23 protein-coding genes and 1 pseudogene are annotated in these 22,585 nt (G+C 70.8%); 18 read left to right on the top strand and 6 right to left on the bottom strand.

Annotated elements, in window-relative coordinates:
• Nucleotides 1–8: 8 nt before the first annotated feature.
• The 4 genes and pseudogenes from C6A87_RS16205 (at nucleotide 9) to C6A87_RS16190 (ending at nucleotide 4,521) form a co-directional block, all read left to right on the top strand.
• The gene (locus C6A87_RS16205; RefSeq protein ID WP_311113222.1) at nucleotides 9–512 is read left to right on the top strand and encodes an FxsA family protein; all 504 of its coding nucleotides are present in this window, start codon (nucleotides 9–11) and stop codon (nucleotides 510–512) included.
• Between the two features lie 41 nt (nucleotides 513–553).
• Nucleotides 554–2,088, top strand: a pseudogene (locus tag C6A87_RS16200) (amidohydrolase).
• The gene (gene lnt, locus C6A87_RS16195) at nucleotides 2,081–3,736 is read left to right on the top strand and encodes an apolipoprotein N-acyltransferase (RefSeq protein WP_311113221.1); all 1,656 of its coding nucleotides are present in this window, start codon (nucleotides 2,081–2,083) and stop codon (nucleotides 3,734–3,736) included. Before C6A87_RS16200 ends, lnt begins: the two are co-directional and overlap by 8 nt.
• On the top strand, nucleotides 3,733–4,521 hold the full coding sequence (locus C6A87_RS16190) for a polyprenol monophosphomannose synthase (protein ID WP_311113220.1): 789 nt from the start codon (nucleotides 3,733–3,735) through the stop codon (nucleotides 4,519–4,521). Before lnt ends, C6A87_RS16190 begins: the two co-directional genes overlap by 4 nt.
• A 15-nt stretch (nucleotides 4,522–4,536) precedes the next feature.
• On the opposite strand, the gene rbpA is transcribed toward C6A87_RS16190, so the two are convergent.
• Entirely contained in the window at nucleotides 4,537–4,875 is a 339-nt protein-coding gene (gene rbpA / locus C6A87_RS16185; RefSeq protein WP_003933489.1) for an RNA polymerase-binding protein RbpA, read from the bottom strand.
• Nucleotides 4,876–5,021: 146 nt separating this feature from the next.
• On the opposite strand from rbpA, the gene C6A87_RS16180 reads away from it, so the two are divergent.
• The 8 genes from C6A87_RS16180 (at nucleotide 5,022) to C6A87_RS16145 (ending at nucleotide 11,770) form a co-directional block, all read left to right on the top strand.
• Nucleotides 5,022–5,372, top strand: coding sequence for a hypothetical protein (locus C6A87_RS16180; RefSeq protein ID WP_003933488.1), 351 nt, complete (start codon nucleotides 5,022–5,024; stop codon nucleotides 5,370–5,372).
• A gap of 43 nt (nucleotides 5,373–5,415) precedes the next feature.
• On the top strand, nucleotides 5,416–6,642 hold the full coding sequence (locus tag C6A87_RS16175; protein WP_311113219.1) for an alpha/beta fold hydrolase: 1,227 nt from the start codon (nucleotides 5,416–5,418) through the stop codon (nucleotides 6,640–6,642).
• A 70-nt stretch (nucleotides 6,643–6,712) separates the two neighbouring features.
• The gene (locus C6A87_RS16170; RefSeq protein WP_311113218.1) at nucleotides 6,713–7,423 is read left to right on the top strand and encodes a hypothetical protein; all 711 of its coding nucleotides are present in this window, start codon (nucleotides 6,713–6,715) and stop codon (nucleotides 7,421–7,423) included.
• A gap of 93 nt (nucleotides 7,424–7,516) precedes the next feature.
• On the top strand, nucleotides 7,517–8,299 hold the full coding sequence (locus C6A87_RS16165; RefSeq protein ID WP_396837103.1) for an ABC transporter permease: 783 nt from the start codon (nucleotides 7,517–7,519) through the stop codon (nucleotides 8,297–8,299).
• Nucleotides 8,299–9,051, top strand: coding sequence for an ABC transporter ATP-binding protein (locus C6A87_RS16160; protein WP_311113216.1), 753 nt, complete (start codon nucleotides 8,299–8,301; stop codon nucleotides 9,049–9,051). The genes C6A87_RS16165 and C6A87_RS16160 overlap by 1 nt, the downstream gene beginning before the upstream one ends.
• Nucleotides 9,048–10,061, top strand: a complete 1,014-nt coding sequence (locus C6A87_RS16155; RefSeq protein WP_311113215.1) for an ABC transporter substrate-binding protein — start codon at nucleotides 9,048–9,050, stop codon at nucleotides 10,059–10,061. Before C6A87_RS16160 ends, C6A87_RS16155 begins: the two co-directional genes overlap by 4 nt.
• Nucleotides 10,062–10,068: 7 nt before the next feature.
• Nucleotides 10,069–11,163, top strand: a complete 1,095-nt coding sequence (locus tag C6A87_RS16150) for an LLM class flavin-dependent oxidoreductase (RefSeq protein WP_311113214.1) — start codon at nucleotides 10,069–10,071, stop codon at nucleotides 11,161–11,163.
• Between the two features lie 28 nt (nucleotides 11,164–11,191).
• A complete protein-coding gene (locus C6A87_RS16145) occupies nucleotides 11,192–11,770 on the top strand; it encodes a hypothetical protein (protein ID WP_311113213.1) in 579 nt (192 codons plus the stop codon).
• A gap of 6 nt (nucleotides 11,771–11,776) precedes the next feature.
• Here C6A87_RS16145 and C6A87_RS16140 read toward each other — a convergent pair whose 3' ends face one another.
• Nucleotides 11,777–12,466 (bottom strand): hypothetical protein, encoded by a 690-nt coding sequence (locus C6A87_RS16140; protein ID WP_311113212.1) that lies wholly within the window; start codon nucleotides 12,464–12,466, stop codon nucleotides 11,777–11,779.
• A gap of 73 nt (nucleotides 12,467–12,539) precedes the next feature.
• Between C6A87_RS16140 and C6A87_RS16135 the strand changes: the two genes are divergently transcribed.
• Genes C6A87_RS16135 through C6A87_RS16125 form a run of 3 tightly spaced genes read left to right on the top strand, consistent with a single transcriptional unit; the run spans nucleotide 12,540 to nucleotide 16,418 of the window.
• Nucleotides 12,540–14,051, top strand: coding sequence for a carboxylesterase/lipase family protein (locus C6A87_RS16135; protein ID WP_311113211.1), 1,512 nt, complete (start codon nucleotides 12,540–12,542; stop codon nucleotides 14,049–14,051).
• Nucleotides 14,052–14,083: 32 nt separating this feature from the next.
• A complete protein-coding gene (locus C6A87_RS16130) occupies nucleotides 14,084–16,075 on the top strand; it encodes a primary-amine oxidase (protein WP_311113210.1) in 1,992 nt (663 codons plus the stop codon).
• Between the two features lie 16 nt (nucleotides 16,076–16,091).
• A complete protein-coding gene (locus C6A87_RS16125) occupies nucleotides 16,092–16,418 on the top strand; it encodes a YnfA family protein (protein ID WP_311113209.1) in 327 nt (108 codons plus the stop codon).
• A gap of 3 nt (nucleotides 16,419–16,421) precedes the next feature.
• On the opposite strand, the gene C6A87_RS16120 is transcribed toward C6A87_RS16125, so the two are convergent.
• Nucleotides 16,422–17,306, bottom strand: coding sequence for an SCO6745 family protein (locus tag C6A87_RS16120; protein ID WP_311113208.1), 885 nt, complete (start codon nucleotides 17,304–17,306; stop codon nucleotides 16,422–16,424).
• 86 nt (nucleotides 17,307–17,392) lie between these two features.
• Between C6A87_RS16120 and C6A87_RS16115 the strand changes: the two genes are divergently transcribed.
• Nucleotides 17,393–18,130, top strand: coding sequence for a DUF4333 domain-containing protein (locus C6A87_RS16115; protein WP_311113207.1), 738 nt, complete (start codon nucleotides 17,393–17,395; stop codon nucleotides 18,128–18,130).
• Between the two features lie 14 nt (nucleotides 18,131–18,144).
• Here C6A87_RS16115 and C6A87_RS16110 read toward each other — a convergent pair whose 3' ends face one another.
• Nucleotides 18,145–19,053, bottom strand: coding sequence for a DoxX family protein (locus C6A87_RS16110; RefSeq protein WP_311113206.1), 909 nt, complete (start codon nucleotides 19,051–19,053; stop codon nucleotides 18,145–18,147).
• A gap of 60 nt (nucleotides 19,054–19,113) precedes the next feature.
• The gene (locus C6A87_RS16105; RefSeq protein ID WP_311113205.1) at nucleotides 19,114–20,028 is read right to left on the bottom strand and encodes a LysR family transcriptional regulator; all 915 of its coding nucleotides are present in this window, start codon (nucleotides 20,026–20,028) and stop codon (nucleotides 19,114–19,116) included.
• A gap of 48 nt (nucleotides 20,029–20,076) precedes the next feature.
• Here C6A87_RS16105 and C6A87_RS16100 point away from each other — a divergent pair, with 48 nt between their 5' ends.
• Complete coding sequence (locus C6A87_RS16100) at nucleotides 20,077–20,697, top strand: TetR/AcrR family transcriptional regulator (RefSeq protein ID WP_311113204.1); 621 nt, start codon at nucleotides 20,077–20,079, stop codon at nucleotides 20,695–20,697.
• Nucleotides 20,698–20,765: 68 nt separating this feature from the next.
• Complete coding sequence (locus C6A87_RS16095; RefSeq protein ID WP_311113203.1) at nucleotides 20,766–21,773, top strand: phosphotransferase family protein; 1,008 nt, start codon at nucleotides 20,766–20,768, stop codon at nucleotides 21,771–21,773.
• Here C6A87_RS16095 and C6A87_RS16090 read toward each other — a convergent pair.
• Nucleotides 21,770–22,582 (bottom strand): carboxymuconolactone decarboxylase family protein, encoded by an 813-nt coding sequence (locus C6A87_RS16090; protein WP_311113202.1) that lies wholly within the window; start codon nucleotides 22,580–22,582, stop codon nucleotides 21,770–21,772. The genes C6A87_RS16095 and C6A87_RS16090 overlap by 4 nt on opposite strands.
• Nucleotides 22,583–22,585 lie beyond the last annotated feature (3 nt).

Raw genomic sequence — 22,585 nt, 5'->3', positions numbered from 1 at the left:
GGCACACTATGGCGATGCGGCTGTTCCTGGTCTATGCGGTGCTCGAGTTGGCGGTCCTGGTGGCACTCACCTCGGCGATCGGTTTCGGCTGGACGGTGCTGCTGTTCGCCGGCACGTTCCTGCTCGGCCTGGTGCTGGCCGGCTCGCAACTGCGCCGTCAGCTGCGCCGGCTGCAGTCCGGGTTGACGCTGGCCGACGCGCAGGGGGCGGTCGCCGACAGCGCGCTGGTGGCGCTCGGTACCGTGCTCGTCGTGATTCCCGGCCTGGCCAGTTCCGTCCTCGGCGCGCTGCTGCTGCTCCCGCCGACGCGTGCCGCGGCACGCCCCGTCATCACCGCGATGGCGGCGCGCCGCGCCCCGCTGATCGTCGGGGTGAGCACCTTCGGTTCGGCCGCGGCCGGCCGCGGCGGACGGGGCGAGTACATCGACGGTGAGGTCGTCGAGGTCATCGACGACGTCGATCGCCCGGACGCCGCCGACGTGCGCGTGGACCGGCCCCGCCTGCCGGAGTGACCACCACCCTTCTGCTCAACGGTCGTGTGCACAGCCCGGCCATGCCCGACGCGACCGCGATGGCGGTGCGGGACGGCATCGTCGCGTGGCTGGGCAGCGACGACGTCGGGCGCGCACAGTTCCCGGACGCCGAGATCGTCGACCTCGGTGGCGGATTCGTCGCGCCGGCCTTCGTCGACAGTCACGTCCACACCACCGCCACCGGCCTGACCCTCACCGGGCTGGACCTGCGGTCCGCCACGTCGTTGCGGCACTGCCTGGCCCTGCTCGCCGAATACGTCACCGCCCACCCCGACGGGGTGATCTGGGGCCACGGCTGGGACGAGACCCGGTGGCCGGAGCACACCGCGCCGACCACCGCCGACGTGGACGCCGTCGTCGGTGACCGGCCCGCCTATCTCGCGCGGGTGGACGTCCATTCGGCCACGGCGTCGACGCGGCTGCGCCGCGCGGCCGGCGTGGCCGACGGCACGCCACTGACCGGCGACGCGCACCACCTCGTCCGGCGCGCCGCACGCGAGCGGCTCACCGCCACCCAGCGCGGCGACGCCCGGCAGGCGGCATTGGACGCCGCTGCCGCACTCGGCATCGCCGCCGTCCACGAATGCGCGGGCCCCGAGATCGGCGGGCTCGACGACTGGCGGGAACTCCGCGCGCACCGGCACGGCGTCGAGGTCATCGGCTACTGGGGTGAGCCCGTCGGCACCGTCGCGCAGGCCCGCGGGCTGATCGAGACCACCCAGGCCCGCGGCTTGCCGGCGACCTGTTCGTCGACGGCGCGCTCGGGTCGCGCACCGCGTGGCTGCACGCGGCCTACACCGACGCGCCCGCCGACTGCCCGGCGCCCACGGGTAACAGCTACCTCGACGAGGATGCCGTCACCGCGCACCTGAGCGCGTGCACCGAGGCCGGGATCACGGCGGGTTTCCACGTCATCGGCGACGCCGCCGTCACCGCCGTCACCGCGGCGCTGGAGGCGGTGGTGCAACGGTTCGGCGTCGCGGCCGTGGCCCGCTGCGGGCACCGCCTCGAGCACCTCGAGATGGTCACCGACGAGCAGGCCGACCGGCTCGGCGCCTGGGGTGTCATCGCGAGCATGCAGCCGAACTTCGATGCACTCTGGGGCGGCGCGCACGGCATGTACGCCCAGCGCCTCGGCGCCGAGCGAGCTGCGGGACTGAACAGGTTCGCGATGCTGGCCTCCCGGGGCGTGCCGCTGGCATTCGGCTCCGACACCCCGGTGACCGACATGAACCCGTGGGCCACGGTCCGCGCGGCCACCACCCACCACACCCCGGGCAGCGCCGTCTCGGCGCGTGCCGCGTTCTCGGCCGCGACCCGCGGCGCCTGGCGGGCCTGCGGTGTGCGCGACGGCGTCACGGGCACGCTGGTGCCGGGCGCCCCCGCGACGTACGCGGTCTGGGAGGCCGACGACTTCGACGTCAGCGCACCCGCCGACGCGGTGCAACGCTGGTCCACCGATCCGCGCTCCCGCGTACCGGTGTTGCCCCGTCTCGACGGCGACCTCCCGCGGTGCAGGCAGACCGTGCACCGGGGGCGTGTTCTCCATGGTTGACGCACCTTCGCGGCTCGCCCGGTTCGCGAACGCGGTCGCCGACCGCTGGCACGTCCTCGCCGTCACCCTGGCCGCCGGCCTGCTGCTGTGTCTGAGCTTCCCGCCGTTCGGCTGGTGGTACGCGGCGATCCCGGCGTTCGCGCTGCTGGGTTGGGTGCTGACCCGCACCTCCACCACGGTTGCCGGCGGCGCCGGCTACGGCCTGCTTTTCGGCCTGGCGTTCTATCTGCCGCTGCTGCCGTGGATCAGCGGTCTGGTCGGCGCGGTGCCATGGCTGGCGCTCAGTCTCGCCGAGGCGCTGTTCCCGGCGCTGTTCGGCCTGGTCGCGGTCTCGGTGCGGAAGCTGCCCGGCTGGCCGCTGTGGTTCGCCGGGCTGTGGTCGGCGCAGGAATGGCTGAAGTCGACGGTGCCGTTCGGCGGCTTCCCGTGGGGTGTCGTCGGCTTCTCGCAGACCGAGGGCCCGCTGCTGCCGCTGGCCTACATCGGCGGTGCACCGCTGGTGTCGTTCGCCGTGGTGCTGCTCGGGTTCAGCCTGGCCGCACTCATCCTGGCGATCTTCACTTGGTGGCGGCGCGACGCGAAGGCGCGCGCCGCCGCACCGCCGTCGGTGGTGCTGCCCGGGTTGTGCGTGACGCTCGTGCTGCTGGCGGCGACACTGGCCTGGCCGAACGTCCGCAAGGCCGCCCTCGGCGTGGCCGACGAGCCGCCCGTCACCGTCGCAGCCGTGCAGGGCAACGTGCCCCGTCTGGGCCTGGACTTCAACGCCCAGCGCCGCGCGGTGCTCGACAACCACGTCCGGGAAACGCTGCGGCTGGCCGACGACGTGCGCGCCGGCCGGGCCGCGCGGCCGATGCTGGTGATCTGGCCGGAGAACTCGTCGGACATCGACCCGTTGGCCAACCCGGACGCGGCCCAGCTGATCTCGGCCGCCGCCGCCGCGGTGGACGCGCCGATCCTGGTCGGCGGGGTGGTCGCGGCGCCGGGCCACAGCCGCACCAATCCGGTGTCGAATAACACCGTGATCGTGTGGAACCCCGGAACCGGACCGGCCGAGCGCCACGACAAGCGGATCGTCCAGCCGTTCGGCGAATACCTGCCGTGGCGGGACCTTTTCCGCCGGCTGTCGTCCTACGCCGACCGGGCCGGCTACTTCGTGCCCGGTGACGGCGACGGGGTGGTGCGGGCCGCGGGCATCCCGGTCGGCATCACCACGTGCTGGGAGGTCATCTTCGACCGGGCGGCGCGGGAATCGGTGCTCGCCGGGGCGCAGTTTCTCGCCGTGCCGAGCAACAACGCCACCTTCGACGAGGCGATGAGCGAGCAGCAATTGGCCTTCGGCAGGCTGCGCGCGGTCGAGCACGACCGCTTCGTCGTGGTCGCCGGCACCACCGGCATCAGCGCGGTGATCGCGCCGGACGGGCGTGAGATCGCTCGCACCGGCTGGTTCGAACCGGCGTACCTGGACCAGCAGATTCGGCTGAAGAGCACGTTGACACCGGCGACCCGGTTCGGCCCCTACCTCGAAGCGGCGCTGGTGGCCCTCGGCGCTGCCGGAGTTCTCGGGGCGATGCTGCACAATGGTCTCTTCGTGCCCGCACGATGGAGGGGTCGGCGATCGACCACCGACGACGACAAAGGAGCCACATGAGCGTCCCAGGTGGCATGAGCGACGGCTCTGCACCCGGCGTGCGTCCCACCCGCCGCACCCTGGTGATCATCCCCACCTACAACGAGCACCAGAACCTTCCGCTGATCCTCGGACGGGTGCTCGAGGCGCAGCCCGACGTCCACGTCCTGATCGTCGACGACGACAGCCCCGACGGCACCGGCCGGCTGGCCGACGAGCTGTCCGTGGCCGATCCCGACCGGGTGCACGTGCTGCACCGCACGTCCAAAGAGGGCCTCGGCGCGGCCTACCTGGCCGGGTTCGCGTGGGGGCTGGGACGCCAGTACACCGTGCTCGTGGAGATGGACGCCGACGGCAGCCATCCGCCCGAGCAGCTCGACCGGCTGCTGCGCGCGGTCGACGCTGGCGCCGACGTGGTGATCGGGTCGCGGTACGTCGACGGCGGGGAAGTGGTGAACTGGCCGCGCCGGCGACTGGTGCTGTCGCGCACCGCCAACGGCTACTCGCGCATCCTGCTCGGCGTGGAGATCCACGACATCACCGCCGGCTACCGGGCGTACCGGCGCGAGGTGCTGGAGAAGATCGACCTCGGCGCAGTCGACACCAAGGGCTACGGGTTCCAGGTGGATCTGACGTGGCGGTCGATCAACGCCGGCTTCACCGTCGTCGAGGTGCCCATCACGTTCACCGAACGCGAGCACGGCGTATCCAAGATGGATGGTTCGACCATCCGGGAGGCGATCTTCAAGGTCGCCCAATGGGGTTTGCGCGCCCGGTTGGACCGGGCGCGCGGGATCGCCCGCTGACGCGGGCGGTCTACCTCAGTTCCCGCGGCGGCGGGTCTTGACGATTTCGAGGCGCTCCTTGAGCAGTTCCTCGAGCTCTTCCACCGAGCGGCGCTCCAGCAGCATGTCCCAGTGGGTGCGCGGGGGCTTGACCTTCTTGGGCTCCGGGACGTCACCCTCGATCAGGGTGCCCTCAAGGCCGTTGCGGCACAGCCAGGTGCCGGGGATCTCGGCGTCGTCGGCGAACGGGACGTCGAACTCCTCGCCGTTCTCGGTGCGGTAACGGGCGACCTGACGCGGCGCCAAGTCGTGATTGCGGTCCGTCTCGTAGCTCACGGCTCCGAGGCGGCTGCCCCTCAAGACACGATCAGCCATCGTCAACTCCTCTGTAGCGATTGGTCCGGACTTCGCCGGAGGCGAATCAAGGACCATGGTTCAACGCGAATCTCGCGCCGAAAGTTCCCCGACTCGACCGTCGATGATACCGGGATTCTGTGACCGGCCCGTCTACAGTCTGGCCCATGACGTCGCTGAGCGCCCCGACCGGCACCCGCAGGCGTCCGCAGAGTTGCCGGTGGTGCGGGCGGGAAGTCGCCGATGCCGGGCTCGGCCGACGCCGTCAGTACTGCAGACAGTCCTGCCGGCAGCGCGCCTACGAGCAGCGCGCGCTGGTGAAGGGCACCTCGGTGCCGCCGGACGCGATCGTGCTCTCCGCGGAGGAAGCCTCCGAGCTGTCCGACCGGGTGTACCAGGTGCGGTGCGCCGCCGAGGACATGGCGACCGCGCTGGAGGAGGGCGCGGACCGGGCCGAACTGCGCGAGCTGTGCGAGGCGGTGATGCAGGCGGCCCGCGCCGCCGACGGCTGGCGCTGATCGAGCGCCCGCGAACCGGCGCCCGCGCCGCTACGCTTATCGCGTGACCAGCGCAGATTTTGCGCTTCCCCCGTCGCCGCGAGTGTGGCGCTGGGACGACTTCGTCCTCGACTCGGTCCGCTACCAGCTGCGCTGTGGCGACATCGAGATCCGGGTCGAACCGCAGGTGTTCGATGTGCTGACCCACCTGGTCAGGCACAGCGAGCGCTTCGTCACCAAAGATGAGCTTTTCGACACCGTCTGGGGCGGGCGTTTCGTCGGGGACGCGGCGCTGACCAGCCGGATCAAAGCGGTCCGGCGTGCTCTCGGCGACGACGGCGAGTCGCAGCGCTACATCCGCACCATCCGCGGGCGCGGGTATCAATTCGTCGGGAGCCTTCGCCCCGGTCCGGACGGCGCCGCGACCCCGCCCGCACCCGACCGCGACGTGCCCCGCCAGCACATCGCGTTCACCCGGGCCGTCGACGGTGCGCGGCTGGCCTACTCGGTCTGCGGAGCCGGGCCGCCGTTGGTGCGCGCGGCGAACTGGATGACCCATCTGGGCTATGACGTGGAGAGCCCGGTGTGGCGGCACTGGGTCCGCGACATGTCGGCGCGGCACACGTTCGTCCGCTACGACGAACGCGGATGCGGGTTGTCGGACTGGGCGGTCGACGGCTTCGCCTTCGCCGACTGGGTCAGCGATCTGGAGTCCGTGGTCGAGGCGGCGGGGCTGGAGAGGTTCGCGTTGCTCGGGGTGTCCCAGGGCGGTGCGGTGGCGGTGGCCTATGCGGCCCGGCACCCCGGTCGGGTGACCCGGCTGGTGCTGTGCGGCGCGTACGCCGCGGGTCGCGCGGTGAGGGCGCATACGCCGGACGAGAAGCGCGCTGCCGCATTGGATCTCGATCTCGCCCGGGTCGGGTGGGGCCGGGACGACCCGGCTTTCCGGCAGGTGTTCGCCGCGCAGTTCCTGCCCGACGGCAGCCGCGCGGACTGGGCGGCGTTCGACCAGTTGCAGCGCCGCACCACCTCGCCGGAGAACGCGGTGCGCTTCCTGGAGGAGTTTGGCCGCGTCGACGTGCGCGACCTGTGCGACCGGATCCGTTGCCCGACGTTGGTGCTGCACTCCCGCGACGATCACCGCGTCCCGTTGCGTTGCGGCGAGGAGTTGGCCGCGCTCATCCCGGGCGCCGATCTGGTCACGCTCGCCAGCAACAACCACCTGCTCACCGGAGCCGAGCCGGCGTGGCAGGTGTTCTGCGCCGAGGTCGAGGCCTTCCTGGCCGCCTGAGCGGTGATCTCCACCCAATCTCCACGCAGTCTTCATGCGCGGGCGGCCGGGTGCGGATCATGCTCTAGGCATGAGAAGAAACCTCCGCCCCGTGCTGCTCGGGATCGGCGCGCTGATGGCGTTGACCACCGCGTGCGGCAACAGTGCGACGACCGAGGCTCCGTCGTCGTCCGCCGCGGCGCCGGCCCCGCAGACGTCCGTGGACGCCCCGTTCCCCGAGTCGGCGCGCTACATGGCCGACATGGCCGCCGCCGACGGCAAGACCATGACGATCGGCATCAGCGTCGACGGTCCCGAGGTGGCCGCGTACGCGTGCAACGGCATCGACGACGAGGCGTGGTTCTTCGGCAGTCAGACCGACGGCGACATCGACCTGAAGTCCCGGTTCCGCGACACGCTGGCCGCGGACTTCGACGGCGCCGACGTCATCGGTGAGGTGACGATGAACGGCGTCGAGTACGCGTTCACCGCCGAACCCGTCTCGGGGGTCGCGGGCATGTACACCGCAGAATCGGCGGGCGTGCGCGCGTCCTGGGTGGTCCGCCCCGACCGCACGGCCATTGGCGTCCAGTTCAGCGGGTTCGCCGAGGGCGACCGCACCTTCGACCCGTTCAACCTCGACGAGTTCAGCGATTTCGACGTACGCAACAACGTCCGCAACAAACGAAACCTGACCCCGGCAGGCCCCATCGAGTTCGGACCCGACGGCACCCCGCGCGCGTCGATCAACGGTGTGCCGGTGACTCCGACCCTGGTCACTGGCACGTTCCGGCTCAACTGAGCCGGATCCCGGCTTCGCCTCAGCCAGAATCTAACCCTTCGGCACGGCACGGCCTGCGCGTAGCGTCGGTTCACCGTGACACGTCCCGCTGATCTGACAACGCCACTGGCCCAGCGCAATTCGCGCAGGGCCGACCGCAGGTGGGCGCTGATCCGGCTCGCCTCACCGTTTGCGCTGCTGGGCCTGTGGCAGCTCGGCAGCGCGCTCGGGGTCATCCCGCAGGACGTGCTGCCCGCGCCGTCGCTGATCCTGGAAGCCGGCGTCGAACTCGTCGAGAACGGCCAGCTCGCCGACGCGCTCGCGGTCTCGGGACTGCGCGTCGTCGAGGGCCTGCTGCTCGGCGGCGTGGTCGGGATCGCGCTCGGTACCGCGGTGGGACTGTCCCGCTGGTTCGAGGCCACCGTCGACCCGCCGATGCAGATGGTGCGCGCCCTGCCGCATCTGGGCCTCATCCCGCTGTTCATCATCTGGTTCGGCATCGGCGAGCTGCCCAAGGTGCTGCTCGTCGCACTCGGGGTGAGCTTCCCGCTGTACCTGAACACCTTCTCGGCCATCCGCCAGGTGGACCCCAAACTGTTCGAAACCGCTCAGGTGCTGGGCTTTTCGTTCTGGCAGCGCTTCCGCACGATCATCGTCCCCAGCGCCGCGCCGCAGGTTCTGGTCGGGGTGCGCCAGTCGCTGGCGATCGCGTGGCTGACGCTGATCGTCGCCGAACAGATCAACGCCGACAAAGGCATCGGCTTCCTGATCATGAACGCGCGCGACTTCCTTCGCATCGACATCATCATTTTCGGCCTGATCGTCTACGCCCTGCTCGGGATCGGCACCGACGCGCTCGTCCGTGCCCTCGAGCGTCGAGCCTCGAGGTATCGCTGATGACCCTGATCTCCCAAGTCTCCGAACATGTTCCGGACGTCCGCAACACGCCTGCCGGCGAGCTGCGGCACGTGCACAAGTGGTACGGCGCGCACCACGTGCTCGACGACGTGTCGGTGCGCGTCGAGCGTGGCCGGATCGTCGCGCTGATCGGGCGCAGCGGATCCGGTAAGTCCACGGTGTTGCGGGTGCTGGCCGGGCTGTCCACCGACCACACCGGTGAGCGGACCGTCGCAGGTGCGCCGGCGCTGGCGTTCCAGGAGCCGCGGCTGTTCCCGTGGCGCGACGTGCGCACCAACGTCGCGTACGGGCTCACCCGCAGCCGGCTGCCCAGGTCCGAGGCGACCGCCCGCGCCGAGCGTGCGCTGGCCGACGTCGGCCTCGGCGACCGCCCCCGCGCGTGGCCGCGGACCCTGTCCGGCGGTCAGGCCCAACGGGTCTCGCTGGCCAGGGCCCTGGTGGCCGAGCCCGAACTGCTGCTGCTCGATGAGCCGTTCGGCGCGCTGGACGCATTGACCAGGCTGTCCATGCGCGGCCTCCTGATCGACCTGTGGCGTGAGCACGGATTCGGCGTGCTGCTGGTCACCCACGACGTCGACGAGGCCGTCGCACTCGCCGACCGGGTGTTGGTGCTCGAGGACGGCCGCATCGTCCACACCCTGGAGATCCCCGATCCGCGCCCCGGGCCCGGGCAGGGCCACGCCGACGCCTACCGTGCCGAACTGCTCGAGAAACTGGGAGTCCAGCTGTGACCAGAATCCTGGCCGTCGTCGCGGTCCTGACCCTGCTGCTGACCGGCTGCGTGAGCCGGCAGGACACCGCGGGCGTCGGGCAGGCCCCGGCGACGGTGCCGCTGACCGAACTGGCCGATCTCACGTTGCAGGTGGGCGACCAGAAGGGTGGCACGGAGGCACTGCTGCGCGCCGCGGGCATGCTCGACGACCTGCCTTACCGGATCGCGTTCTCCACCTTCACCTCCGGCCCGCCGCAGATCGAGGCCGCCACCGCAGGCAAGATCGACTTCGCCGTCACCGGCAACACCCCGCCGATCTTCGGGGCCGCGGCCAACGCCAGGGTCAAGGTCGTCTCGGCCTACGACGGCAGCGGTCGCGGCGACAAGATCCTGGTGCACGCGGATTCGCCGCTTCGGGCGGTCACCGACCTGGCAGGCCGGCGGGTCGCGATCGCCAAGGGCAGCTCGGCGCACGGCAACGTGCTGGCGCAGCTTCAGCGGGCCGGCCTGTCGATCTCGGACGTGGAACTGGTCTTCCTGCAACCGGCGGATGCCCTCGGGGCGTTCACCCAGCGCCAGGTCGACGCATGGGCAGTGTGGGACCCCTACACCGCGCAGGCCGAGTCCGACATCGCGGTGCGCAGCATCGCGGAGGCTACGGGCGTGACCAACGGCGCCGGCTTCGGCGTCGCCTCCGACCAGGCGCTGGCCGACCCGAAACGCAACACCGCGATCAGCGACCTGCTGGTCCGCTACGCCAAGGCGGTGCAGTGGGCCTACGACCACCCCGACGAGTGGGCCCGCAGCTACGCCGCGTCGGTGGGATTGAGCCCGGAGGTGGCAGCCGCCGCCCAAGGCCGCAGCCTGCGGTTGCCGTTCGCACTGTCGGACGAACTCGTGGCCTCCCAACAGGAGCTGGCCGACCTGTTCGCCGAGTCCGGGCAGATCGCCGACGCCCCCGAGTTCGCGAACTGGGTCGACCAGCGCTACGCCGAAACCCTTGCACCCCTGTACCTCAACCGCAGCTAGGAGCGACGTGCCCACCGCTCGATTCCACTGGTTCCTGCCCACCGCCGGCGACGGCCGGTCCATCGTCGGCGCCTCGCACGCGTCGTCGCAGCGCGCGGAACCGGAGGGCTACCGCCCGCCGTCGCGCCGCTATCTGGCCGAGATCGCCCGCGCCGCGGACAGGCTCGGCTACGAGGGGGTGCTGACCCCGACCGGGACGTGGTGTGAGGACGCCTGGCTGACCGCGTCCGCGCTGCTCGCCGAGACCGAGCGGCTCAAGTTCCTGGTGGCGTTCCGGCCCGGGCTGGTGCCGCCCACGCTGGCCCCCCAGCAGGCCGCGACGCTGCAGCGCTTCTCCGAGGGGCGGGTGCTGCTCAACATCGTCAGCGGCGGTGACGACACCGAACAGCGCCGGTTCGGTGACTGGATCGGCCACGACGACCGGTACGCCAGGACCGACGAGTTCCTGCGCATCGTGCGGTCGGTCTGGACCCAGGACTCGGTCGACTTCAAGGGACAGTTCTACGACGTCGCCGACGCGCGGGTGTCCGCGCCGCCGGACCCGTTGCCGCAGATCTACTTCGGTGGTTCCTCGGCGGCCGCGCTGCCGGTGGCCGCGCGACACGCCGACGTGTACCTGACCTGGGGTGAGCCGCCCCGCGACGCCGCCGCGAAGATCGCGAACGTGCGCACACTGGCCGAACAACGCGGCCGGACGCTGCGCTTCGGGATCCGGCTGCACACGATCAGCCGGGACACCTCCGAAGCGGCCTGGGCGGTGGCCGACGAACTGCTGGCCGCGCTGAGCCCCGGACAGATCGCCGAAGCCACCGCGCTGCACGCCCGTTCGGAGTCGGAGGGACAACGCCGGATGACCGCCCTGCACGGCGGCCGGATCGACCGGCTGGAGATCTATCCGAACCTGTGGGCGGGCGTGGGTCTGGTGCGCGGGGGCGCGGGCACCGCGCTGGTCGGCAGCCACGCCGAGGTCGCCGACCTGGTCGCCGAGTACCACGCGCTGGGTTTCGACGAGTTCATCCTGTCCGGCTACCCGCATCTGGAGGAGGCGTACTGGTTCGCCGAGGGCGTGCTTCCGCTGCTGCGGCGCAAAGGTGTCGCCTGAACCGCCGTGGTAGGCGAAGCTGTCGGGCGTGGATGGTTGGTTCGAGCGCAGCCCGTTCGTCGGTTTCGTCCCGTGGATCATCTACTGGGTGGTCGCCGACGGGCCGAGCACCTGGATGTTCGGCGCGGTCTGCGCGGTCGTCGCGGCGCTGATCATGGGCATGTCCGCAGGTCTGGGCGGACTGCGATTGCTCGACGTGGTCACGGTCGTGTTCTTCGCCGGGGTGACGATCGCGGGGCTGGTGCTCGGGGCCCAGGACCGCGACTGGATGGACACCCACGCGACCACCCTGTCCAGCGGGGTGCTGGCGGTGATGGCGCTGGTGTCATTGGCGTTCGAACCGTTCACCGCGCAGTACGCCCCGGTCGGTGCCGTCCGAAAGGACTGGGAGGAGGCCGCGTTCCGGCGCACGAATCAGGTGCTGACGCTGATGTGGGCGCTGGTGTTCGCGTTGATCGCAGTGCTGGGGTTCCTGGCCGCGACGTCGCCGTCCACGGTCCACCTGACCAAGGCCGTCATCCCGGTCGTGGTCATCGTCGGGGCGGTCGGCATGACCCAGGCCTACCCGTCCCGAGCCAGGCAGAAGGCCCGCCAGGACGCCGCGTGAGCGCCGTCAGCAGCTGAACGTGCGCGCCACGTCCGCGGCCGGGGTCACCTCGGAGAGGCAGCCGAACGCCGACACGCCGTCGGCGGCGAGCCGAACCGCGGACCGGTGCGCGTAGTTGACGCAGAACAGGCCCGACGTGTCGCTGCGGCACCGGGTGTCGCCGAACGTCAGCGACTGACCGGCGGGCAGTTCTGCCCCCGGCCCGTTGACGAACGGGCCGGGATCGCCGCGCAGCGCGCCGACCGACAGGCCGGTACCGGTGAAGTCGATCCAGCCCGGCTTCCACATCCCCTCGGCCTGCGCCGGTCTCGGCGGCGGCGCGGTGAGCTCGAGCAGGCACGTCATCGTCCCTGGTGCGGTCACGCACTGGGTGTTGGTGTGCGGCGCCCCCGACGCGGCGGTGAACGCGATGTCCTCGCCGAGCGTGGTCGTCACGCCGTCCCGGAAGGCGACGTGGAAACCGGCCGGGTCCGCCGCCGGGCCGGCCTCGATCCAGCCGATGACCTGGTCGATCGACGCGTCCGGAGCCGGTGCGGCGGAACGGTCCTGCGGGGTGGTCGGCGTGGTCGGCGGCGGTGCCGAGGTGGTCGCCACCGGCGGTGCGGCGGCAGGCCGGGACGGTTCGGCCTCGCCACCGACGGACTGGGAGCAGCCCGCTATCAGGGCGCTCACCGCGATCAGGCCGGCTATTCGCATTCGGCCAGGCTAGCGACACGACACGGCCGTCCGGGCGAGGCAGGCCGGGGGAGAGTTCGCTACCGTCGACAGAATGCACGAGCACACCGTCCGGGTGAAGACCCTCTCGGGCACCGTGGAGGGATTCACGCGCGACGGCGTGAACCGCTGGCGGTCGATCCCGTACGCACGCCCGCCGGTCGGACCACTGCGGTACCGCGCACCGCGGCCGGTGCAGCCGTGGCCCGGCGTCCGGTACTGCCACGGGTTCGGGTCCTGTGCGCCGCAGCAGCGCATGTACACGTTGCTGGCCCCGGGCAGGTACCAGCCGATGAGCGAGGACTGTCTGACGCTCAACGTGGTCGCACCGAAGCGCGCCCAGGCCGGCGACGCGCTGCCGGTGATGGTGTTCATCCACGGCGGCGGGTACATGCTGGGCAGCTCCGCCACCCCGATCTACGACGGTGCGGCGCTGGCCCGCAGGGGATGTGTCTACATCTCGGTCAACTACCGGCTCGGCGCGCTCGGGTGCCTGGAGCTGTCGTCGCTGTCGACTGGTGACATCACGATCGACGACAACCTGTTCCTGCGTGACCTGGTGATGGCGCTGCGCTGGGTGCGCGACAACGTCGAGGCGTTCGGTGGGGACCCGGACAACGTGACGATCTTCGGCGAGAGCGCGGGCGCGCACGCAGTGGCCACGCTGATGGCCACTCCGGAGGCCGAAGGGCTGTTCGCCCAGGCGATCTCGCAGAGCCCGGGCAGCGGGATGATCAGCAGCGCCGAGATCGCCGAGGACTACGCCACCCGGTTCGCCCGTCAACTCGGCGCGAGCGGGACCGACGGGGCGCAGGCATTGATGGCCGCGCGGCCTGCCGAACTGGTCGCCGCACTGGACCGGCTGGTGATCGAAAGCCAGCGGGACATGCTGGGCGCGTTCGCGATCGGGCCCACGTTCGGGACGCCCTACCTGCCGGAGGATCCGGTGGAGGCGATGCGGGAGGGCACCGCACACCGGGTGCCGCTGATCGTCGGTACCAACGCCGACGAGGGCCGGTTGTTCACCCGGTTCCTGAAGTTGTTACCCACCAACGAACCGGCGATCGAGAGGTTGCTGGCTCATCTGGAACCTGATGCGCGGCAACGGATCCTGGCGGCCTACCCCGGCTACCCGAATGCCGACGCCTGTGTCCGCTTCGGCGGTGACTTCATCTTCGGTTCGGCGGTGTGGCAGATCGCCCAGGCGCACTCCGCGCACGCACCGACCTACGTCTACCGCTACGACTACGCCACCAGGGCGCTGCGCTGGTCCGGCATGGGTGCCACGCACGCCACCGAGCTGCTGGCCGTGTTCGACGTGTACCGCTCCCGGTACGGCCGGCTGCTCGCCGCCGGGCTGGACTCGCGTGCGGCGGCCAAGGTGTCCGATGACATGCAGAGCAGGTGGCTCGGGTTCGCCGGGAACGGAGTGCCCGGGGCGGACTGGCCCCGCTACCGCCACGACGATCGCGCGGTGATGGTGCTCGACCGGCGTCGCCACGTGGAATTCGACCCGCACGCCGACCGCCGGATGGCCTGGGAGGACTTCTTCCTCACCGCCCGCTGACTTGACGCAATCCCCGTGCCGCCGGGCCGGTGATGTGGTTGCGTAAAGGCGTGGCTCATCCCCTCGATCCGCTCAGCGCGGACGAGTTCGCCGCGGCCGCCGAGATCCTGCGGCGTGACCGCGGCGTCGAACCCGGTGTGTCGGACGGCAGGCCGGGCCTTGGATGGCGCTTCGCGTCGATCGAACTGGTCGAACCCTCCAAGGCCGAGATCGCCGAGTCCGACGCCGGCGGGCAGAGGCCGCCCCGGCGCGCCGAGGTGATCTGCTTCGACCGCGATGCGAACGCCACCTACCGCGCCGTGGTGTCGCTGTCCGAGGGCAGTGTCGAGGTCTTCGAGCACGTCCCCGGCGTCCAGGCCAACTTCACCGTCGACGAGTTCACCGAGTGCGACGAACTGCTGCGCACACATCCCGACGTCGTCGAGGCGCTGCGCCGCCGCGGTATCGAGGACCTGGATCTGGTGTTCTTCGACACCTGGACCTACGGGGACGCGGTGACGCCCGCCGAGTTCCGTGACCGGCGGATCGGTTGGTCGGACAGCTGGGTCAAGGCCGCCCCGGGCGCCAACCCGTACGCCCGGCTGGTCAGTGGCCTGCACTGCGTCGTGGATCTGAACACGATGGAACTGATCGCGCTGGAGGACGAGGGCCCGTTCGCGCACGGGGAACCGGTGCCCGAAGTGATGGGGGAGTACGTGCCCGTCCACATCCCCGAGCGCATCCGCGCGGCGTGGACACGCGAACCGCTCACACCGCTGCACATCACCCAGCCCGACGGGCCGTCGTTCACCCTCGAGGGCAATCTGCTGCGCTGGCAGAACTGGTCGCTGCGGGTCGGCTTCAACTATCGCGAGGGCATGACGTTGCACACGGTGCGCTACCGCGACGGCGACCGGGAACGCTCGATCGCGCACCGGATGTCGTTCGCGGAGATGATCGTGCCCTACCGCGACCCATCGCCGGACCACTACCGGCGCACCGCATTCGACATCGGCGAGTGGGGTCTGGGGTTCATGACGACCTCGCTGGAACTGGGCTGCGACTGCCTGGGCGAGATCCGCTATCTGGACGCGGTTCTGCACGACAGCCGCGGCGAGCCGTACACGATCACCAACGCCGTCTGCATCCACGAAGAGGACGACGCCGTGCTGTGGAAGCACGTCGACCACGACATCGGCGCAGAGGTGCGCCGGATGCGCAGGCTCGTCGTGTCGTTCCACGTCACGGTCGCCAACTACGAGTACCTGGTCTACTGGCGGTTCTACCAGGACGGGAACATCCAGTGCGAGGTGCGTGCCACCGGCATCATGGTGACCACCCCGCTGCCGGTCGGCGCGGCCAACCCCAACGGGACGCTGGTCGACGAACGCACCTACGCGCCGTTCCACCAGCACTTCCTGGTCGCCCGGCTCGACCTCGACGTCGACGGGCCCGACAACACCGTGGTGATGACCGAGTCCCACGCCGAACCCGTCGGCCCGGACAATCCGCACGGGCTGTCGATGGTGCAGCGCAACATCCCGCTGCGCACCGAGGCCGACGGCAGGCAGGATGTCGAGTTCGCCACCCAGCGCGCATGGAAGGTGGTCAACCCCAACGTCGTCACCGCCCTGGGCGCCCATCCGTCGTACAAACTCGTTCCCACCGGCGCCATCCCGGCGATGTTCGCACCGGGCACACCGGTGCTCGAACGCGCCGCCGTGATCGGCCACACCCTGTGGGTGACCCCGAACCATCCCGACGAGCGTTGGCCCGCCGGGCAATTCGTCAACCAGTCGGTGCGCGACACCGGGCTGGCGCGCTGGACGGCGGCCGACCGCTCGATCGAGAACACCGACGTGGTGCTGTGGTACGTGTTCGGCATCCACCACATCACCCGCGCCGAGGACTGGCCGGTGATGCCCGTCGACGTGGTCTCGTTCTGGCTCAAGCCGTTCGGCTTCTTCGACCGCAACCCGGCCCTCGACGTGGTGGGCTCCCCGCCTGACGCCTGCCACACCGCCGCGACTGCCGCCCACCACTGATGGCACGCTGAGGGGCGTGGTCGTCAAGTCGATGCTGCTGTTCGTCCTCGCCGCGATCCTGGAGATCGGCGGCGCCTGGTTGGTCTGGCAGGGCATCCGCGAGCACCGCGGGCTGCTCTGGGCCGGGGCGGGCGTGATCGCGCTCGGGGCCTACGGATTCGTCGCGGCGTTCCAGCCCGACGCGAACTTCGGCCGGGTGCTGGCCGCCTACGGCGGGGTGTTCGTGGCCGGATCCCTGATCTGGGGCATGGTCGCCGACGGCTTCCGGCCCGACCGGTGGGATCTGACGGGTGCGGCGGTGTGCCTGGCCGGCGTCGGCCTGATCATGTACGCGCCGCGCTGACCGTCACCGCAGGTGCGCGTCGCCGTCGTCGAGATCGGTACGGCCCAGCCCCATCGGCGTCTGGTCGGGGATGTCGCCGGCGTCGACCACCTTGCGGGCGATCGACGTCAGCGCCCGGAACATCGACTCGACCTCGGCGTCGTCGAGGGGGTCGAGCACGGCCAGCGCGAGCGCGTCCGTGCGGTCTTCGAGCTGCTGCTTGAGCTCTCGCCCAGCCCGGGTCAGCAGGCCCGCGTCGTCGAGAAGCCCCCGCTGCTGCAGGGCGCTCCGGTGATGGGCCCACTGTTCCTCGTCGTAGTGCCGGGCCCGCTTGATCATCTCCTCGGGCACCCCACCGGCTGCGGCATGCAGGACGTTGGACTCGCGCCCGGAAATGCCCTCGGCCGTCAGCAGGGCGACGTGACCGTCGCCGCGGTGTTCGCGCAACAGCGTGGTGGCGTGCCAGAGCCGCGCCACCGGCTCGTCCGGCCAGTCCAGCGCGCTGTTCGCGGCGAACAGGGTGCGGCCGCGGATCTCGGCGCCGCGCAGAGCCTTCGCGGCCAGGTCGGACACCCGGCCTGCCTCCTCCTCGGTCACCCCGCACCGCCGCAGCGCGGCCACCGCCGACTCCTGCCGGGCGGTCAGCGCGGCCTCCGGCGCGGCGATCTGCCACGCGGCGGGCAGGGCTCTGGCCACCTGCTCCGGCGAGAAGTTGTAGAACGCCGCAGCGACGACCGCCGCGGGCGCCGGGCCCAGCGGGGCCGAGCGGGCCGCGAAGTACCCCATCCAGAAGCCCCGGTAGCCGAGGCCGTCGAGCGCTGCCCTGGCCTCGGGCGCGAAATAGGTGACGGCGTGCACCGGTTCGGTGCGGTCGTGCAGGCGGCGGGCAAGGAGGTGGTTGCGGGGCACCCAGGCAGTCAACCACCATGGCTTAGCAGGACGGCCCACAGGACTCGGCCCGGGTCCGCCGTCGACTTTCGGACGGGACGGCACACATGGGCACAGACGCCGGTCTACTCGCCGCGACGGCGGCCGCTGCCGCGGTCCTGGTCGGCTGCAACGTAAACACCGCCGCAGGGGTCCCCGCAGTGGCCGCCGAGGCCCTGCAGTCCGACATCGCGTCGAGGTTCGCCGACGCGGGGCAGCATGCGCAGGCGGTGACCTGCAAGGATCCGCTGGTCGGCGAGGTCGGGCAGACCGCGCGCTGCGAGGTGATCCTCAGCGAGACCAACAGCTTCGAGCCGATCGTCACCGTGGTCGCGGTGAACGGCTCGGCCATCGACTACGAGTTGGTCCCGGCGCTGTCCACTGAGCAGCTCGAGCGTGCGGTGGCCCGGTTGTCTGTCGAGAGCGGGGGACCGCCGGTCGACGGAGTGGACTGCGAGACGGGCCTGGTCGGACAGATCGGGGAGGTGACGCGGTGTGCGGTCACCACCGCGGGCACCACGCTGCGCAGGACCGCCGAGGTGACCGGTGTCGACGGCCTGACGATGAACTTCGACCTGGTGCCGATGCTGACCAAGGTGGAGGTGGAGAACTCGCTTCTCGACGAACTCGCGCGGCACCTGAACAGGCGGCCGGAGACGGCGCTGTGCACCGGTGACCTGGAGGGTAGGCCAGGCAACACGGTGGACTGCGCCGTCACCGACGGCCCCGAGCGGGCGGCGTTCATCCTCACCGTCACCGCCGTCGACGGCGATCACATCGATTACAGCTACGCACCCCGCGGCTGATGCCCGGGCCGCGCTCAGCGCAGCCGGTGCTTCTTCTTCTTGACCTCGGTGCCTGCGGCGTCGGCCAGGACGGTCGCGCGCTCGCGGGCCAGCTCGGCCCGTTCGCGGGCGATCTCGGCGAGTTCGGCGGCACGGTCGCGGGCGACGTCGGCCAGTTCCGGGGCGCGGTCGCGGGCGACGTCGGCCCACTCGCCGCCACGTTCCCGCGCGATCTCGGCGAGTTCGGCGGCACGCTCGCGGGCGGCCTCGGCCAGTTCCGGGGCGCGGTCGCGAGCCACCTCGGCCCATTCACCGCCGCGTTCGCGGGCAACCTCGGCGAGTTCACCGCCGCGTTCCCGGGCCACATGCGCAAACTCGCGGCCACGCTCGGCGCCGACGTGCAGGCCGTGACCCACCTTTTCGGCGAACGCACTGTCGGTCAGCGAGCTGCCGGCCGCAGCGCCTGCGGGAAGGGCGGACGCGACGGCCTCTGAGACCTTGTGCGCCGCGCGGCGGCCACGCCAGCCGAGGGAGGGTTTGCCCTCGGTGTCCACGGCGGCGATGATCAGACCGCCGATCAGGCTGACGTCGGTGATGAAGGCGCGCCGTTCATCGGCCTTGCGCTGCGGGTCGTCCTCGTTCCAGAAGGCATGTCCGCCAAGTGAACTCGGCACCACGCTCAACGCGAGCGCGGCCGAGGCCACGCGGGGGAGCTTGCCGGTCGCCAGCAGCAGCCCGCCGCCGATCTGAACGGCGGCGGTGACCTTTGCGACGGTCTCGGCGTTGGCGGGCACATTGGTGCCGACCGGATCGGGCAGCTTGCTCAGCCCCTCGAGTGTCTGGCGGGTGGCGTCGGTGGCGGGTTTCGGGCTTCTCAGCGCCTCGACCCCACGCGAGATGAACACTGCAGACAGCATCGGGCGCGCAACACGTCGGATCAACATGCGGCCTGTGTTCCCCGGGTCCACGGCAGGCAAACCAGGCCGCTGCGGGTTGCCGAACCCCTAGGGACCGGCCTCGGGCCGAGGCCAGAGCGGCCGCGACAACTCCCCGGACGGCGGGCGCATCAGGTCCAGGACGGCCCGCAGCGGCGACCACTCCGCGCGACCGCGGCGGGTCACCGCGTACGCCGTCAGCGTCAGGGCCGGATTCTGGAGCTCGAGCACGGTGACCCCGGGACTGGTCGGTCGGTCCAACGGCAACAGTCCCACCCCGAAGCCCGCGACCACGAGGTCCTCGACGAGGTCGAGGCTGTCGATCTGATGGGCGATCGACGGGGTGAAGCCGGCCAGCGACGCGAGCGTGCGCACCGCGGTCTCGTCGCCGGTGTTGCGTGAGTTCACGATCCAGGTGGATTCGGCGAACGCCGCCAAGGGGGTGTCGGCCAGCGTCCCGGACGGCACCGCGAGGCCCCAGCCCGTCGACCACAGCGGCACGGCGTCCAGGTCGGGGCCCGGGGACGCCGGGGCCAGGTTGAAGTCGTAGGTCAGCGCGAGGTCGAGATCGTCGGCGGTGAGCAGGGCGAACACCTCCAGTGGTTCGTACTCGCTGATGACCACCCGGACCTCGGGGTGGTGCGCGGCGAGGTCGGCGACGGCCGGCAGCAGCGACACCCGGATGCCGGTGGCGAAGCCGCCGACCCGGACGGTGCCCGCGGGTTCGGCTTCGGGGTCGAGATCCAGACGGGCGCTGTCGACCGCGGCCAGGATCGTCACCGCGTGATCGGCCAGCCGCCTGCCCGCGGGGGTCAGCCGCACGCGGCGGCCCTCGGGTTCGATCAGCTTGGCCCCGGTGTCGCGGGACAACGCGGCGATCTGCTGGGACACCGTCGAGGTGGTCAGATCGTGCATGTCTGCCACGGCACGCATCGAGCCCAGACGCGACAGCGCCAGCAGCAGTTCCAGACGACGTGTCTCCATCACCGGATTGTTGCTGGCCGACGGCAAACGCGTGGCACCATCGGCGTCATGCCGACTTCCCGGGCGGGCCGGAACTGGGGTGACGACCGCGCGCTGCTCAACGACGAGGAGGCCCGCGACCGGCTGCTGGATGCCGCCGAGCGGTGTGTGATCGCCCGTGGTGACACCCAGATCCGGATGGCCGAGGTCGCCGACTCGGCGAAGGTGGTGCGCTCGACGGTCTACCGCTACTACCCGAACCGCGACGACCTGCTGCTCGGGCTCATCCTGCGGCGCGTCGACAGGGCGTGCGCGCGGTGGGTCGCGGAGTTGCGGAAGCCGCAGCACGCGGCGTCGAGCATCCGTGATCTGGTCCTGCTGCCGGTGGCAGCGGTGGACAGCGGGGATCCGCTCAACCTCGCCCTCTACGCCGGCGAGAGCGCTGGCCTGGCAACAGTTCTCGAAGCGGGGTCGCAGTCGATCACCGATGTGGTGGCCGCACGGTTCGGACCGCTGTTCACGTCGTGGAAGGACGACGGGCAGGTGTATGCGGATCTCGATCTGCGCGAGACGGTGCAGTGGATGTCCGCGACATCGTCGTTCCTGCTCACGGCGAGTTGGCGGCATCGACCCCTTGCGGCGAAACGACGCTTCGTCGATCGGTATGTCATCCGGGCGCTGGTGCGCTGACCAGGACATTTCACGGCTGGTGACGTGATCTCGGACATAAATTTGAAACTGTCCGATAGCGTGACCGGATGTCTTTCTCGGCTGCGGTGCTGACCGCAGAAGACGTCGCAGATCGGCTGACCGGATGGCTGCGCCTCCAGATCACCGACGCCGACGACGTGCGCATCGAAGGTCTGGACAGGGTGGCATCCCGAGGTTCCGCCGAGATGATGGTGCTGACCGTGGTGACCTCGCGCGGCGGCCACGACAGCTGCCGCGACGTGGTGGTCCGGATGGGCCCGCAGGCACCGGACAACCCGGGCAGGCTGTTCACGCTCCTGCGGGCGCTGGAGTCGACCCCGGTGCGGGCGCCGAAGGCGCTGTGGTGGGACCGGGCCGGCGACGTGCTGGGCCTGCCGTTCCTGGTGATGGAGCGCGTCGACGCAACGGTGTGCGACTCCGGCGCCCTCGCAGGGGAATCCGACGAGATCGTCGCGCGGATGTGCAGAAGCGTGGCCGAACAGCTCGCCGCGATCCATGCGGTGGATCTCGACGCCACCGGGTTGCGGGCGCTCGACGACGGCGCCACCCACCTGGTCAGGGAACTCGATCACTGGGCGGAGCAGATGACCCGCGTCGAGTGTGGGCCGCTGCCCGCGTTGGAGCGTCTGCTGGCGGCTCTGTGGGACAGCATGCCCGCAGGGTGCCCGGCTGCGACCCTGGTGCACGGCGACGCCCGGCCGGGCAACTTCGCCTTCGTCGATGGTGTCGTCGGCGCGGTGTTCTCCTGGGAGCTGGCCACCGTCGGCGACCCGTTGACCGACATCGGCTGGCTGGAGTTGGCGTGGAGGCAGCGGGGCGGGATCGCCGATCATCCGGGTGCGCTGTCGGTCGACGAGCTGATCGCACACTATGAAGCGGTCAGCGGTCGCGCATCGCAGAACCGGCCCTGGTATCGGGCCTTCAATGCCTACAAGATGGCGGTGATCTGCCTGATGGGCGTGGTGCCGGCCGGCACGGGTGTGCTGTCTTCCGACGGTGTCTCGGCGCTGACGGCGATCGGCCTGGCCGACCTGGGCGTCGTCGAGCGCCCCTAGGGCAGGGCGCAGCCTTCGGCCGTCCACTCCTCGGAGACCCGGCGCCGCTGATCGGCCACCACCTGGCTCAGATGAGCGGCCTTCGGCCATCCGTAGTATGCCGCGAAATGGACTGTGATCTCGTCCATTTCGGCGAACGACAGGTCGCGGCTCTTCAGCGCGGCGTAGACGTGGCTGACGATCGGGTACGGGGCGTCCTGGAACGCGACACAGGCCACGGTGATCAGGCGTCGCTCACGCATGCCCAGGCCCGGACGTAACCACATCTCCCCGAAGACGAAGTTCAGGATGCCTGCGCCGTGGAACGGATTGTCCCGGTCGGGCGCGAAGGGCAGGCAGTTGACCTCCTTGAAGGACTCCGCGCCGGCGGCCAGACGGGCCTCGGGGTCACTCGGTGTGCTCAACGGCAACAGCGGATCCGGCGGCGGCACAGGTTGCCCGCGTTCGGCGTGGATGCGGGCCCACTGTTCGTCGACCACCATGTTCAGCCGCGAGGCCTTCGGCCACCCACCGTAGACCGCGAAATGCAATACGGATTCCCGCATTTCAGTGATCGTCAAGTCACCGCTGTTGAGAGCCGCGTAGACGTGGTCGCGCAGCGGGCCCTCGGCGTCGGCGGAGGCGACGCACGGCAGCGTCACGAAATGGCGGTCCCGCCTGCTCAATCCGGGCCGCTGCCACACGTCACCGAAGACGAACTCCAGCATGTGCCATGCCGCCGGGGTGCCCGGTTCGGGCGGTGCGAATGTCATGACGTCGGCGAAGGCCTGCCGCGTCCGTTCGAGCCGGGCCGTGTCGGTTGCGCTCATGGC

The sequence above is a fragment of the Mycobacterium sp. ITM-2016-00317 genome (assembly GCF_002968295.1).
In the GTDB taxonomy this organism is placed as follows: domain Bacteria; phylum Actinomycetota; class Actinomycetes; order Mycobacteriales; family Mycobacteriaceae; genus Mycobacterium.
Note: the sequence above shows the minus strand (reverse complement) of the source record. Positions and strands in the feature narration are given on the sequence as shown.

What these genes read in the sequence shown, in the direction of transcription:
- C6A87_RS16100 (WP_311113204.1), top strand. Translation starts at nt 20,077, where the DNA reads ATGCCGACTTCCCGGGCGGGCCGGAACTGGGGTGACGACCGCGCGCTG.
- C6A87_RS16095 (WP_311113203.1), top strand. Translation starts at nt 20,766, where the DNA reads ATGTCTTTCTCGGCTGCGGTGCTGACCGCAGAAGACGTCGCAGATCGG.
- C6A87_RS16170 (WP_311113218.1), top strand. Translation starts at nt 6,713, where the DNA reads ATGAGAAGAAACCTCCGCCCCGTGCTGCTCGGGATCGGCGCGCTGATG.
- C6A87_RS16205 (WP_311113222.1), top strand. Translation starts at nt 9, where the DNA reads ATGGCGATGCGGCTGTTCCTGGTCTATGCGGTGCTCGAGTTGGCGGTC.
- C6A87_RS16140 (WP_311113212.1), bottom strand. Translation starts at nt 12,466, where the DNA reads ATGCGAATAGCCGGCCTGATCGCGGTGAGCGCCCTGATAGCGGGCTGC.
- C6A87_RS16180 (WP_003933488.1), top strand. Translation starts at nt 5,022, where the DNA reads ATGACGTCGCTGAGCGCCCCGACCGGCACCCGCAGGCGTCCGCAGAGT.
- C6A87_RS16190 (WP_311113220.1), top strand. Translation starts at nt 3,733, where the DNA reads ATGAGCGTCCCAGGTGGCATGAGCGACGGCTCTGCACCCGGCGTGCGT.
- C6A87_RS16115 (WP_311113207.1), top strand. Translation starts at nt 17,393, where the DNA reads ATGGGCACAGACGCCGGTCTACTCGCCGCGACGGCGGCCGCTGCCGCG.
- C6A87_RS16110 (WP_311113206.1), bottom strand. Translation starts at nt 19,053, where the DNA reads ATGTTGATCCGACGTGTTGCGCGCCCGATGCTGTCTGCAGTGTTCATC.
- C6A87_RS16160 (WP_311113216.1), top strand. Translation starts at nt 8,299, where the DNA reads ATGACCCTGATCTCCCAAGTCTCCGAACATGTTCCGGACGTCCGCAAC.
- lnt (WP_311113221.1), top strand. Translation starts at nt 2,081, where the DNA reads ATGGTTGACGCACCTTCGCGGCTCGCCCGGTTCGCGAACGCGGTCGCC.
- C6A87_RS16130 (WP_311113210.1), top strand. Translation starts at nt 14,084, where the DNA reads ATGTGGTTGCGTAAAGGCGTGGCTCATCCCCTCGATCCGCTCAGCGCG.
- C6A87_RS16090 (WP_311113202.1), bottom strand. Translation starts at nt 22,582, where the DNA reads ATGAGCGCAACCGACACGGCCCGGCTCGAACGGACGCGGCAGGCCTTC.
- C6A87_RS16135 (WP_311113211.1), top strand. Translation starts at nt 12,540, where the DNA reads ATGCACGAGCACACCGTCCGGGTGAAGACCCTCTCGGGCACCGTGGAG.
- C6A87_RS16105 (WP_311113205.1), bottom strand. Translation starts at nt 20,028, where the DNA reads ATGGAGACACGTCGTCTGGAACTGCTGCTGGCGCTGTCGCGTCTGGGC.
- rbpA (WP_003933489.1), bottom strand. Translation starts at nt 4,875, where the DNA reads ATGGCTGATCGTGTCTTGAGGGGCAGCCGCCTCGGAGCCGTGAGCTAC.